The organism is Rhodococcus sp. NPDC056516 (assembly GCF_042794655.1).
In the GTDB taxonomy this organism is placed as follows: Bacteria; Actinomycetota; Actinomycetes; order Mycobacteriales; family Mycobacteriaceae; genus Rhodococcus_F.
Genome location: NZ_JBHTTG010000010.1, coordinates 245355 through 258078, shown reverse-complemented (window position 1 = coordinate 258078; position 12724 = coordinate 245355). Strand labels below are relative to the sequence as shown.

The 12724-nt window shown below is 60.7% G+C and carries 13 protein-coding genes and 1 pseudogene; 12 read left to right on the top strand and 2 right to left on the bottom strand.

The features are described 5' to 3' along the window. The 5 genes and pseudogenes from ACFQ6Y_RS28620 to ACFQ6Y_RS28600 all read left to right on the top strand — a co-directional run. A pseudogene (locus tag ACFQ6Y_RS28620) lies at positions 1–102 on the top strand (alpha/beta hydrolase); the annotation flags it as partial. Positions 103–375: 273 nt separating this feature from the next. Beyond that, positions 376–624 carry a hypothetical protein gene (locus tag ACFQ6Y_RS28615; RefSeq protein ID WP_378640045.1) on the top strand — a complete coding sequence of 83 codons (249 nt, stop codon included), beginning with the start codon at positions 376–378 and terminating at the stop codon, positions 622–624. 242 nt (positions 625–866) lie between these two features. Beyond that, positions 867–1688 (top strand): alpha/beta fold hydrolase, encoded by an 822-nt coding sequence (locus ACFQ6Y_RS28610; RefSeq protein ID WP_378640043.1) that lies wholly within the window; start codon positions 867–869, stop codon positions 1686–1688. A 49-nt stretch (positions 1689–1737) separates the two neighbouring features. Next, positions 1738–2133 (top strand): RidA family protein, encoded by a 396-nt coding sequence (locus ACFQ6Y_RS28605; RefSeq protein WP_378640041.1) that lies wholly within the window; start codon positions 1738–1740, stop codon positions 2131–2133. Positions 2134–2243: 110 nt separating this feature from the next. Next, on the top strand, positions 2244–2978 hold the full coding sequence (locus ACFQ6Y_RS28600; RefSeq protein ID WP_378640039.1) for an alpha/beta fold hydrolase: 735 nt from the start codon (positions 2244–2246) through the stop codon (positions 2976–2978). A 34-nt stretch (positions 2979–3012) separates the two neighbouring features. On the opposite strand, the gene ACFQ6Y_RS28595 is transcribed toward ACFQ6Y_RS28600, so the two are convergent. Both ACFQ6Y_RS28595 and ACFQ6Y_RS28590 read right to left on the bottom strand, forming a co-directional pair. Further along, positions 3013–4236, bottom strand: a complete 1224-nt coding sequence (locus ACFQ6Y_RS28595) for a TetR/AcrR family transcriptional regulator (protein WP_378640036.1) — start codon at positions 4234–4236, stop codon at positions 3013–3015. A gap of 127 nt (positions 4237–4363) precedes the next feature. Then, positions 4364–5716, bottom strand: a complete 1353-nt coding sequence (locus ACFQ6Y_RS28590; protein WP_378640034.1) for an MFS transporter — start codon at positions 5714–5716, stop codon at positions 4364–4366. A 747-nt stretch (positions 5717–6463) separates the two neighbouring features. On the opposite strand from ACFQ6Y_RS28590, the gene ACFQ6Y_RS28585 reads away from it, so the two are divergent. The 7 genes from ACFQ6Y_RS28585 to ACFQ6Y_RS28555 all read left to right on the top strand — a co-directional run bounded on the left by ACFQ6Y_RS28585 (position 6464) and on the right by ACFQ6Y_RS28555 (position 12714). Beyond that, positions 6464–7267, top strand: coding sequence for an SDR family NAD(P)-dependent oxidoreductase (locus ACFQ6Y_RS28585; RefSeq protein WP_378530301.1), 804 nt, complete (start codon positions 6464–6466; stop codon positions 7265–7267). Positions 7268–7307: 40 nt separating this feature from the next. Then, on the top strand, positions 7308–8465 hold the full coding sequence (locus ACFQ6Y_RS28580; protein ID WP_378640031.1) for an acyl-CoA dehydrogenase family protein: 1158 nt from the start codon (positions 7308–7310) through the stop codon (positions 8463–8465). 30 nt (positions 8466–8495) lie between these two features. Continuing rightward, a complete protein-coding gene (locus tag ACFQ6Y_RS28575) occupies positions 8496–9659 on the top strand; it encodes an acetyl-CoA C-acyltransferase (RefSeq protein ID WP_378640028.1) in 1164 nt (387 codons plus the stop codon). A gap of 65 nt (positions 9660–9724) precedes the next feature. Continuing rightward, a complete protein-coding gene (locus tag ACFQ6Y_RS28570) occupies positions 9725–10915 on the top strand; it encodes a lipid-transfer protein (protein WP_378530294.1) in 1191 nt (396 codons plus the stop codon). Between the two features lie 64 nt (positions 10916–10979). Beyond that, a complete protein-coding gene (locus ACFQ6Y_RS28565; protein WP_378530292.1) occupies positions 10980–11882 on the top strand; it encodes an SDR family NAD(P)-dependent oxidoreductase in 903 nt (300 codons plus the stop codon). Continuing rightward, a complete protein-coding gene (locus ACFQ6Y_RS28560; protein WP_007735631.1) occupies positions 11879–12301 on the top strand; it encodes a MaoC family dehydratase N-terminal domain-containing protein in 423 nt (140 codons plus the stop codon). The genes ACFQ6Y_RS28565 and ACFQ6Y_RS28560 overlap by 4 nt, the downstream gene beginning before the upstream one ends. After that, positions 12298–12714: a MaoC/PaaZ C-terminal domain-containing protein gene (locus ACFQ6Y_RS28555; RefSeq protein WP_378640025.1), complete on the top strand. Its 417-nt coding sequence runs from the start codon at positions 12298–12300 to the stop codon at positions 12712–12714. Before ACFQ6Y_RS28560 ends, ACFQ6Y_RS28555 begins: the two co-directional genes overlap by 4 nt. Positions 12715–12724: the final 10 nt, after the last annotated feature.

Below are 12724 nucleotides of genomic sequence, written 5' to 3'. Positions count from 1 at the left end.
CGCAAACTCGTCGAACTGCCGGCTGGGCACGCGTCCTTGGCGTCGCAGCCATCAGCCGTTGCCGACTTGATCGTCGACGCGCTCAGCGAAATTCAAGTCTGACCACCCGATTACTCACCCCCCGAGCCGTAGATCCCCGGTCCGCTCGGGGGGCGTCGGACCGAACCGCTACGTTGCACGGAGAGCAGAGAATTGCTGAGTGAGCATGGATACAGCGTTTTCTGCATCAGATTGAACGCTCTTTTCGAAACCCGCCAACCTGGATTGACCAATGCCCGAGTCTGCGACGCGCTTCGTCAGCAGGGGTGTCGCATATCGACTCCCTACCTTTCTCAGCTTCGCACCGGGGTCCGCCGCGCGCCGTCAGAAACGGTGGTGCGTGGCCTCGCACAGTTCTTCGGTGTCACTGTCAGCCACTTCTTCGACAGCCGTGTCGATTTCGGAACCGAAGATTCGCGACACTCGGATGCCTTGCTCATCGCCCAGTTGTCGGATGACACGGTGCAGCATCTTCTCGGACTGGCAAACGGATTGTCGTCTGATTCTCAGGAGATGCTGATTTCGTTGTGTGATCGTTTGCGGGAGTCCGACGGATTGGCGAGCCGTAAGTCACGCTCACAGTGAGTCTCGAGCCTGCAGCGTCCAAGCCCGTCCACCGATAGGCGAAGCAAGCGAACGCAAGGACATGTTTTGTGGCTTGACCAACATGTTCAGCAGGGTGCGTAGACCGGCAGGCTGGATGGATGACAACTCCCATGCCCTTCGGAACCTGGACGGCCCCGAACAAAGCAACTCGAACCCGCAGCAGAATGTCAGATGCTTCCGAGCGAGTTGTAACCGGCCAGCCGTCGAGGATGCACTCGCGAGTGAACCGGCGCACGATGTTCGCCGGGGCGGCGGCACTCGCAGCCGCAGCCGCAGCCTCAGCCCCTGCAACTGCAGGCACCGGCATCTCTTCAGCTTCCCCCACGCGACCGGACTACCTTCTCGTACACGGTGGCAGCCATGGAGGTTGGTGTTGGCGCAAACTCGCGCCGATGTTGCAACGAGGTGAGAACCGAGTGATCACCCCGACCATCACCGGCGTAGGGGACCGATCCCACCTCCTCCATGCACAGTTGAGCTACGACGACGCTGTCAACGACATCATTCGGACGATTGAAGCAGAGGAGCTCACTGACTTCGTGCTGGTCGGCCACAGCATCGGTGGCGCATACATAACTTCGGTGGCTGACCGGATGCGTGAGAAAATCCGTCGATTGGTCTACCTCGACGCCGTGGTCATCGAAAACGGTGAGACAGTGCTGTCCACAATGCCACTCGGCAGCCAGGAGGTCCTCCGAACGCTTGTCGCTGCTACCGGTGGGCACGCTGTACCCGCACCGACAGATCCCACTATGTTCGGTCTTACCGATCGAAATGACATCGAGTGGGCGAAAAGACAACTCACTGCACACCCGTGGTCGACCTGGAGAGACACAGTCACTCTTGCCGGTCCGGCCGGGGCGGGACTTCCACGCCACTACATCGACTTCACTGAGCCCGCCTTCACCGACATCCAGGCGTCGAAGCAGCGGGTGCTGAACAACTCGCGCGAGTGGCAACTCGATCGAATCAATACCGGGCACGACGGGATGATCTCCGCTCCCCGAGCGGTCGCTAAGCAGATCTTGTCCTACGACCGCTGACTCGATCAACGGCGAAACCACTGACAATTCAGATTGGACGCGACTCGGCATGCAGCGCGAAAACATTGCCCCACAACTCATCATGGGCAGGTTCGGATACAACTCGGCGGTCAGAATCAGCGCACCTTCGGAATTTCTGTTCGTATCGGGTCATGAGGGACGCAGCAGCGTGGATGCACACGGAGGCGTCGGCGACTTCAGAGCCCAAGTTGCAACGACCTTTGTCAATATCGACCACACCCTCGAAGTTGCGGGTTTCAGTTTCCGAGACGTAGTACAGATCCGCATCTTCGTCAGAGATATAGCTTCTGCAACCTCGAACTACGATGTCGTTCTCGATGCCCTCGAAACCTACCAATGCTCACCAGCCAGCTTGATGGCTGAGACCACCGGGCTGTCCGACCCGGCGATGTTGGTCGAGATCGAAGCTGTGGCAGTACGCTAGGGCACCTCGAACGAAATTGGTAGTTGTCCCCAATGCCGCAGAGCGGTAAACACATTCGACCTAATAATTGAATTTCTTTTTGGCGAGCGAACTCACGTGAAGGAATAGTCGTGGCGCAGCAATACACTTTCGTTCTCGTTCATGGAGCTTGGCATACGGGGGAGCACTGGGCACCGGTGGCGAAACACCTGATTGCAGCCGGTCATCGCGTGTACACACCTACGGTCTCGGGTTTCGGGGAATCACTGCCGAGCGTCCGACACGCGGACGGTGTCGAGTCGATCGTTCAGTACATCACCGAGCGGGATATCACGGACTTCATTCTCGTGGGACACAGTTTCGGCGGCACGGTCATCTCCAAAGTCGCAGAGGTATTTCCTGACCGCATTCGGCGACTTGTCTATTGGAATGCCTTTGTTCCAGCGGATGGCAACAGCATCAACGACGAGTCCCCAGCTCACTATCGAGAGATGGTGCGAGCAGGAGCGGTGGGCGGAATGTTTTCCTTGCCTTGGAACGTGTGGAGGGAAGCGTTCCTGAACGACGCCGATCACGAGACAGCCATGCGCGCCTACGAGTCTCTATGTCCGACACCGGTCACTATGTTGGAAGACAAACTCGATCTCACGAAGTTCTATGAACTCGTCAACTCCGGGACGATGAGGACTTCCTACCTGAACTGCACGGAAGACACCGCGATGCCGCACGGCGAGTTCGCTTGGCATCCAAGATTTTCCAGTCGGCTCGGCCTGTGCAGGATCATTCAGATGGCAGGAAGCCACGAAGCCATTTTCACTACACCGGCGACTCTCGCTGAGAAGCTGGTCGAAGCCGGGCGCGACTGACTCGTTCTGTCGGTGCCGATGTGCCGCTCTGAGACTACGGAGCGGCACCAAGGCCGGCGCCCACCAATGCCGCAGCGGGATCCGAAGTCTCCGTCAGCAAAGCAGTGCATATCTCCGCCAGCCGGTCCGCGAGGTCAACACGGCGCCGAACGCTTCCGATACGGATAGCGTTGCCGATCAACGTCATTGCTGCACTCACGGTGAACTTCGCCTCGGCGGCATCCAAGCCGGGGCGAAGTTCGCTGAGCGCTCGAACCCACAACTCCAGGTAGTCCCGCTGAGCTTGGACACATGCCTTTCGGGTGTTGTCGGGAAGCTCGGCGAGCTCCGTCGCCATCAGACCGATGAGGTGTCCGTCTTCCAGGGCGAACGCGATATGAACACCCAAGAGAATGCCGAGCGTCTCGCTCGTATCGCCGACTTGCGACAGTGCCTGCCTGACTGCAAGGTCACGTCGGTCGAAACCACGGGTGATTGCCGTGGACAGAATGTCGAGCTTTGTGTCGAAGTGGTTGTACACGTTCTGGCCTGTCGTGCCGCAGGCCGCGCCGATGTCCTCGTTGCTGACCGTTCGATACCCGCGTTCGTCGAACAGTTGAATCGCCGCAGTCAGTAGTTGTTCGCGTCGCGAAACGGGTATGGAGATGACCTCTGTGCGCGCAGCGGGAACGTCGGGGTCTGCAGACCCGATGGGGGACAGGGCAACACGCGCCGAAAGGTCGAACAGCAGTGCCTCCATCTGGCGGGGAGGCATCGAGATTCGGTGACTTGACGAACTGCTGAACACCGCAAGGATCGAGTACGCCAGCAGCCGACTGTCGGAGTCGGAAAGGCCAGACCTGTGCACCTGCACCAGCTCCGAGATGCGAGTGGTACTGACCCGCAACTTCTTACGCAGCATCTCTCGTTGGTCGTCGTCCAGATACCTGGCTTCGCGCTGCCACAACAGCGGCAGCCCGCGGCGCTCGACCGACGTTGCCGACAGCGTTGTCAGCAACGTGTACAGATCCGTTGCACCGCCGACAGATTCATTGAGAGACTCGATCCCGGCCAGGACCGCGTGATAGAGCAGGCTGTTCTTGTTTCGATAATGGCGATAGAGCGCGGACGTCGTGATGTCCACACGAGCGGTGACATCCGAAACAGAAATGTTGTGATACCCGTGCTCCCGGAACAGCTCGCTTGCTGCTGTCAATATCTGTTGCTTACGGTCGCGGGGTCGACGGACGGCAGTCATCGGTTCCCTTTCACGTGGCACGCCGCCATCCTATCGTCAATTCGGCCATTGCGTCAGATTCACAAAGTGAGGGTACTCGCATGAAGACGACTCATAACCAGAAAAGTCCAGTTACCTACAATTCTGCACACTCGGGAACCTCACGTAGCTACGTTCGACTCGTAGCTTTCCAGACGATCTCCTTGTCACGCTCGGGGTTGGCGAAAATCAAGGTTCCGAACGCAAACAGGACCGCAACCAATCCGAAGGCCTGGAAGGCAGTGGCATAGCCCGCAGCCGGAGTATCGGCAGCGTCGACGATCCGCCCGGTCACGTAGGGGCCGATCAAACCCCCGATTCCCATCATTGCCATGAAAACTCCAAGCGTTCCGGCTGTCTGCCGGGGCGGACATATTTCAGAGATCGTGGCGATGATCAGCGGATAGCCGGACGCGAGGAACCCATATCCGACCGAGACGATCGCGACGGCCAGCGCAGGGGCCGACACGTAGGGCAGGAACACCATGATCATGCCGCTGACGAGCACACCCACCGAGGGAACGATTATTCGAATCAGGCGGGACGTGGCGCCGCGAGAAGTCAGACGATCTCCGGAAGAGGACAGGATCAACATCAAGATCAGGCCCGCAATGCTGGGGAATGCGAACATCGAACCAGCCTGCAGTCGGCTGTATCCCAGGCCCACTTCGAAGTACGACGGAAGCCAGGTCAGCACAACCGCGACGATGGCGTATATCGCCATCACCAGCATTGTGCAGCTGATGAACGTCCGCGTTCGGAAGATGCGTATCCACGGCACCGCCGGCACGTCGGTCTCGGCTGCACCGGCTCCCGCGTCTTCTCGTCGCTTTCCACTACGGATGTAGGGACCCTGCGACCACAGGGGCAGCCAGAGCACGCACCACAACACGCCGAGCACCGCCATGCAGACCACGGCCGCACGCCACCCCCACGTGACCGTCACGAAGGCAAGCGCGGGAGCCACGGCAATCTTCGCCAGCGAGGCCGACCCGGCGAGAAGCGCACCTGGAAGTCCGCGCTTCGCCGGTGGATGCCAGGAGAATGCGGCGGTGTGCGTCAAAGGTCCACTCGGCCCCTCAGCCAAACCCAACAGCATCCGACTGACCACCAACACAGCAAAACTCGCCGTGATGACCATCGGAAGCATTGCCGCCGACCAGAGCAGGGCCAACACCGCCAGCGCCCATCTCAGTGTCGTTATTCGGGCGATCGCCCCGGAAAAGAAGCCGCCGATCGTGAAGGTGAGGAAGAACAAGCTGCCGACGAGACCGATCTGGGATGCTGTCAACCCCAGCTCTTTGGACAGCGGTTGGGCAATGATGCCCAATACCGCTTTGTCCCCCCAGTTGATGACGGTCAGGAAAACCAGAAGCGAGGTCAAACCCCAAGCACGGCGACGTGATTCGGGAGGTTCAGGCGCTGCTGTGCCCGAAGACGTTTGTTGATGTGTTGCCTGTGGTGTTGTCCGGGGTGTTGTCACTGTCGGATCCTTCGGGGAGACGGTTTGGTCAACGGGCGCTGCCAACGCAGTGCAGGGCAGACTTGCCGCTGGGATTGGTGACACTTCGAGTTCACATCTATGTTCGGAATCGAGATCCATCACGCTCCGCTTCCGCAGAGAAGACGCGTCAGTTGGCCATTCTTCGAGAGCGAAACACCGAATAGCACTGCCAGATAGGAAGAATTACGCAGGTGGATGCCCGCCTCCCTCAAGTGAACGTCTTCAGTTCAGCTATCCGTACGCGGGCATTCTCACGCGACGTCGCTTCAGAGAATTACTTGAGATTCACTTTGAGCTATTTTCCTCACTGTGTCAAGGGTCACTTAGAACTACCGACGACACTGGCGACCTTGCCGAAAAGCCAGTTCCTCCGAAACCCACCCACACAATGCCCCAATTCGTGCGGTGACAATCGGCAGCTTCCGGCGTTCGAGAGTGTCCGTCACTCGTCACCGGCGCTCCATCCCGCCAAGTTCGCACGCAACTGTGAATGCATTGGAACAGCATCTGACCAGCAGCAACCTCGAAGATGCTTGACATACACGCTTTTAAGGCCTAAAAGTGAATCATCAGTAATTGTCAATGAAGCTCCCGAAGCTACGGCGCCTCGAGGCATCGCAACGCCGGAGCAACCGCCGGTCTGGAATGCCGCCAATTACGTTTCGCTACAACACTCTTCACTCGAAAGGGAACACCGTGGGAAATGGGATCGCGGGAACTGGGACCGTGGGTAACCTGGAGGGAAAGGTCGCTCTCGTATCCGGGTCAGGTCGTGGGATCGGTCGAGAAATCGCACTCAAATTCGCCCGCGAGGGTGCAGCGGTGACAATCAACGACTTGGATCCCGAAGCTGCTGCACAGACCGAGCACGACATCAAGGCGGCCGGCGGACAAGCAGTCAGCGTAGTGGGTTCAGTATCCGAGGACGGTTTCGCGGAGCGGTTCGTCAGCACTGCGGTCGAGACCTTCGGTGGTCTGGACATCATCGTCAACAACGCCGGATATACGTGGGACTCGGTGATTCAGAAGATGACCGACGAGCAGTGGGACACCATCGTGGACGTGAATCTCAAAGCGCCGTTCCGCATCCTGCGTGCGGCGCAGCCGTTCATCAAAGCCAATCCGACCGAGTACCACCGCAAGGTGGTGAACGTGTCGTCGGTGTCGGGGTACTACGGGAACGCCGGCCAATCCAACTACGGCGCCGCCAAGGCCGGCCTGATCGGACTGACCAAGACCCTTGCCAAGGAGTGGGGCCGGTACAGGGTCAACGTCAACGCAGTGGCCTTCGGACTGATCATCACGAGAATGACCGAGGTGTCCGCGGACGCGAACGCGACGTTGACGATCGACGGCCGCGAGATTCGCGTCGGCGTCAACCCTGACCGCTTGGCCGTCGCTTCGAAGATGATCCCGTTCGGCCGAGGCGGCACCCCGGTGGAAGCCGCGGGGGCGGTGTACCTGCTGTGCACTCCCGAATCGGACTACATCAACAGCCAGTGCCTCGTCGTCGACGCCGGACGCGTCTGACCCAAGCACGTCATCTCACCACAATTTTCAGGAGCGCATCATGAAACGTACCGTCTATGCCCCCGAGCACGAGGCATTCCGCGAGACCATCCGGACCTTCATCGCCAAGCAGGTCACGCCGAACTACCCGGAGTGGGAGAACGCGAATCAGGTACCGCGTGAGTTGTTCAACCAACTTGCAGAACTCGGCGCAACAAGTTTCGACATCCCCGAGGAGTTCGGCGGCGCCGGGCCCACCAGCTTCAAATTCCAAGCTGTCATGCAAGAGGAAACAGCCCGTGCAGCAGTAAGTTTCGGACACTACGGCGTGAGCATCGGCATCGTGCTGCCGTACCTGCTGCGCCTTGCCGACGACGAGCAGAAGCAACGGTGGCTTCCAGGCGTGGCGAGCGGCGAGACCATGCTCTGCATCGCCATGACCGAGCCCGGAACCGGATCGGATCTGGCGGGCATCAAGACCACAGCGCGCCTGTCCGAGGACGGCACCCACTACATCCTCAACGGTGCCAAGACCTTCATCACCGGTGCCCGCAACTCGGAACTCTGCGTCGTAGCAGCTCGAACCTCCGCACCGTCCGCGGAGGACCGGCGCTTCGGACTCAGCCTGCTGGTGGTTCCGACCGACAGTGTCGGCTTCAACTTCGGACGCAAGCTCGACAAGATCGGCATGAAGTCTTCCGACACCAACGAACTCTCGTTCACCGATGTTCGAGTTCCGGTCGAGAATCTCCTCGGCGAGCAGGACAAGGGCTTCTCCTACCTCGGCCAAAACCTCCCTCGGGAAAGACTCTCCATCGGTGTCGGCCAAACCGCCTGTGCGGCCTCGGCGATCGAGTTTGCGTCGGAGTACGTCCGCCAGCGCCAAGTTTTCGGTAAGCCTGTTGCATCCTTCCAGAACACCAAATTCGTTCTTGCCGAATGCGCTACCGAAGTCGCTGCCGCGCAGGCGCTGGTGGACAAGGGACTCGATCTCGACGACTCCGGAGAGCTCACCGCCGCCGATGCTGCACGCATCAAGCTGTTCTGCACCGAGATGGCAGGCCGCGTGATCGACGAGTGTCTACAACTGCACGGTGGCTACGGGTACATCCTCGAATATCCCATCGCTCGCCTGTACGCCGACACGAGAGTCTCGCGCATTTTCGGCGGTACCAGCGAAGTCATGAAGACCATCATCGCCAAAGACATCGGTCTCTGATCTCCAACCGACTCGGACACAGGAGTTTTCATGCGTGATGCAGTCATCGTCGACGCGGTACGGACACCGGTCGGCAAACGTGGTGGTGGGTTGTCCACCACGCATGCAGTCAATCTGTCAGCGCACGTTCTGCGCACGCTCGCAGAGCGAACCGGGCTGGACCCCGCGATCGTCGACGACGTGATCTGGGGCTGCGTCGGAACCCTCGGCATGCAGGCCGGCTGTATCGCCCGGTCGGCAGTACTCGGTGCAGGATGGCCCGAACATGTCCCTGGCGTGACCGTCGACCGTCAATGCGGCTCTTCGCAGCAGGCCGTACATCAGGCGGCAGCGGGCGTGATTTCGGGCCAGTACGACGTCGCGGTCGCGGGCGGAGTCGAGATGATGAGCGTCATCCCGCTCGGCGCGGCTGCCCGTGCCGGTGACTACGGGCCGATGCACGGCCCACTCGTACTGGGGCGCTACAACATCGAACGATTCAACCAGGGTCTCGGCGCTCAGATGATCGCCGACGAGTACGGCATCAGTCGCACCGACATGGACCGACACGGCCTCGACTCGCATGCCCGCGCGGCTGCCGCTGTCGACGCCGGTCGTTTCGCCGGCCAGATCGCACCGGTCACGGTCACCGAGGCCGAAGGCGGTACCCGGATCATCGAGGCGGATGAAGGTATCCGTCACGGCGGGACCATGGAACGCCTCGCCGAGCTGCCGGTGGCGTTCGAGGGAACCGAGATCACCGCAGGAAACGCCTCCCAGGTTTCCGACGGGTCCGCCGCTCTCCTCGTGACGACCAGTGACGTTGCGCGTGAACACGGTTGGACACCGATCGCCCGCATTCATACAGCCGTGGTGACCGGTACCGATCCGGTGAGCATCCTCAAGGGCCCGATCCCGGCAACGGCGTTGGCGCTGAAGAAGTCCGGGTTGACGCTCTCCGACATCGGCACGTTCGAGATCAACGAAGCATTCGCCGCCGTGTCCCTGGCCTGGTTGCGCGAGACCGGAGCCGACTATTCACTGATGAACCCCAACGGCGGCGCCATGGCCATCGGGCATCCCGTGGGAGGTTCCGGCGCGCGGTTGATGACCACGATGGTGCACCACATGCGTGACGAGGGAATCCGTTACGGCTTGCAGTCGATGTGTGAGGGCGGCGGCATGGCCAACGCCACCATCCTCGAGTTGCTCTGAATACGCCTCACACACAACGAATCAACCACCAAAGCACGAAGACCAGTAATCACAAGGGAGCACCGATGAGTCGCAAAGTACTAGTCGCCGGGGTCGGAATGATCCCGTTCACGAAGCCAGGGCGCAGCGAGCACTACTACGAGATGGGCGCGAAGGCCATTGCCAACGCGCTCGCGGACGCAGGAATCGGATTCGAGAAGATCGGGCAGGCCTACGCCGGCTACGTGTACGGGGATTCGACGAGTGGCCAACGCGCCATCTACGGCGCGGGTATGACCGGAATTCCGGTTGTCAACGTCAACAACAACTGCGCGAGTGGCTCGTCCGCGCTGTGGTTGGCCAGGCAGGCCGTCGAGTCCGGCGTCGTCGAATGCGCACTCGCCGTTGGCTTCGAGCAGATGCAGCCCGGGGCTTTGGTCAACCATTGGGGCGATCGCCCGGCCCCGATGGAGCGGCACGCCGAAGTCCTCGACCGCACCTACGGCGTCGACCCCGCCAACCCGTCCATGGCGATGCAGTACTTCGGTGCCGCCGCGCAGGAGTACTCCAAGCGGTACGGGGTCTCGCCGGATCTGTTCGCGAAGATCTCGGTCAAATCCCGCAAGCACGCTGCCAACAACCCGTACGCGGTTTTCCGTGAGCCGGTCACCGAGCAGGAGGTGCTCGAATCAAAGGCACTGTACGGCGGGCTGACTCGTTTGCAGGCCTGCCCGCCCACCTGCGGAGCCGGCGCTGCCATCATCTGCAGCGAAGATTTCGCGCGAGCCCACGGCCTCACGCCCGGAGTAGCGATCGCAGCCCAGGAACTGGTCACGGACTTCCCCAGCGTCTTCACCGACGACGACGTATTCAAAGTCGTCGGCGCGGACATCACTCGAGTTGCTTCGCAACGGATTTACGAAAAGGCCGGAGTGGATCCGCGCGACATCCAGGTCGTCGAACTGCACGACTGCTTCTCGGTCAACGAGGTGCTCTCGTACGAGGCCCTCGGATTGGTAGAAGAAGGGTGCTCCGAGAAGTTCATCCTCGACGGCGACAACACCTACGGCGGCCGCGTTGTGGTCAATCCCAGCGGCGGTCTGCTGTCCAAGGGGCATCCGCTCGGCGCCACCGGCTTGGCTCAGTGCGCCGAACTGGTGTGGCAGTTGCGCGGCACCGCCGACGCACGACAGGTCGACGGCGCAAAGCTCGCACTGCAGCACAACCTCGGGCTCGGTGGCGCCGGCGTCATCACGCTCTACGAAAAGGTTGCATAGCAGCTTCTTTCACCACTACTAGTCCATGCGCCGCAGCTCGGTGCGAAGAACGAAAGGAAACATCATGGGACAACTCGACGGACGCGTTGCCATCGTCACCGGGGCCGGCGCAGGTCTCGGTCGCGAACACGCACTACTCATGGCCGCCGAAGGCGCCGGCATCGTGGTCAACGACCTGCGCGGAGCGCAGCAGGTGGCAGACGAAATCGTCGCTGCCGGCGGCTCGGCCATCGCGGTTGAGGGCTCGATCGCGGAGATGGCCGTCGGTGAGAAGCTCACCGAGGCAGCAGTATCCACCTTCGGCAACTTGCACTCGGTGGTCAACAACGCCGGCATCATCCGCGACGCGATGCTGTGGAACATGACCGAGGAAGAGTTCGACTCGGTTATCGCTGTGCACCTCAAGGGCACCTTCTCGGCTACCCGCGCCGCCGTGAGATACTGGCGCGACCAGTCGAAGGCAGGCGTGCAAGAGACACGCAACCTCGTCAACACCAGTTCCGGATCCGGACTGCACGGCAACTACGGACAGTGGAATTACTCAGCAGCCAAGGCCGGTCTGGCCATCCAGGCAGTCAATGCCGCTCGCGAATTCGAGAGATTCGGCGTCAAGGCCAATGCCATCGCTCCCGTCGCGCGCACCGAACCAGTCAAAGCCACGCCCGGCATCAAGGATTTGGTCGGTGAGCCCGTCGACGAGGCTGTCTTCGACCGCTACAACCCCGCCAACTGCTCGTCGCTCGTGGCATATCTGTCGAGCGCCGAATGCGCTTTCAACGGACAGGTTTTTGCCGTTTACGGCGGCTACGTGGGTCTCTACGGCGGCTACTCGATCGCCGACGAAATTCGCGAGGACCGACAGCTGGACATCGGTGAACTGACAAAGCTTCTCGGCGACAACGCCTTCCTCAAGTCGGTCGAGACCCGGCGCGCCGGCATCCCGAAGATCGAAGGAGAAACCAAGTGAGCTACACGTTCCCGCTCGACTACAGCAAGGTCCAGGAATTCGTCCGGGCCGTGAAGGCAAACCCCGAACAGCATGCCGGTGAGGATGCGGTGATCCCGCCGACCATGCTCACCAGCGGCCGGATGATCTGGGAGCCCGCAGACCAATCCGGTTTCGCCAAGCTCGGATTCGACCGCCGTCGCATCCTCCATGGAGAGGAGGAGTACATCTTCCACGGGCCACTTCCACGAGCCGGTCAGAAGCTGACCGCCGAGACCACCGTCGGTGACCGCTTCGAAAAGCCCGGAAAACGCGGTGGCGTGATGACCTTCGCGAAGATGATCACCGAGTTCCGTGACGAGTCCGGAGAATTGATCGCGACGCAGAACAGCACGATCATCGAGACCGCCACAACGGGCGGCAAGGAGGAGGGGAAATGACCACCACGACCGAAACCGTCGTAACCGGACAGCAGGCCGAGAGCAAGACCTTCCCTCCACTGACTCGCACCGACTTCGTCAAGTATCAGGGTGCCTCGGGTGATTTCCATCCGTTGCACCACGACGACACGTTCGCCCGTGAGACAGGCTTCCCGTCCGTGTTCTCCGTCGGCATGCTTCAGGCAGGCATGCTGGCCGGCTACGTCACCGACTGGCTGGGTGTCGAGAACCTGCGTCGGTTCAAGATTCGATTCGCCGACAAGGTCTGGCCCGGTGACGAACTCACCTGCTCTGCTGTCGTCGTCGACATCTACGAGGCCGAGGACGGTCGACGTGCCCGTGTCGAACTTGTCTGCGCTCGTCAGAACGGTGTCAACGCCCTCGTCGGAGACGCGGAATTCCTGATCGATTAACTCGTCGTCG

Coding starts and splice junctions, on each gene's coding strand:
- ACFQ6Y_RS28605 (WP_378640041.1), top strand. CDS start 1,738: ATGCAGCGCGAAAACATTGCCCCACAACTCATCATGGGCAGGTTCGGA.
- ACFQ6Y_RS28580 (WP_378640031.1), top strand. CDS start 7,308: ATGAAACGTACCGTCTATGCCCCCGAGCACGAGGCATTCCGCGAGACC.
- ACFQ6Y_RS28575 (WP_378640028.1), top strand. CDS start 8,496: ATGCGTGATGCAGTCATCGTCGACGCGGTACGGACACCGGTCGGCAAA.
- ACFQ6Y_RS28570 (WP_378530294.1), top strand. CDS start 9,725: ATGAGTCGCAAAGTACTAGTCGCCGGGGTCGGAATGATCCCGTTCACG.
- ACFQ6Y_RS28565 (WP_378530292.1), top strand. CDS start 10,980: ATGGGACAACTCGACGGACGCGTTGCCATCGTCACCGGGGCCGGCGCA.
- ACFQ6Y_RS28555 (WP_378640025.1), top strand. CDS start 12,298: ATGACCACCACGACCGAAACCGTCGTAACCGGACAGCAGGCCGAGAGC.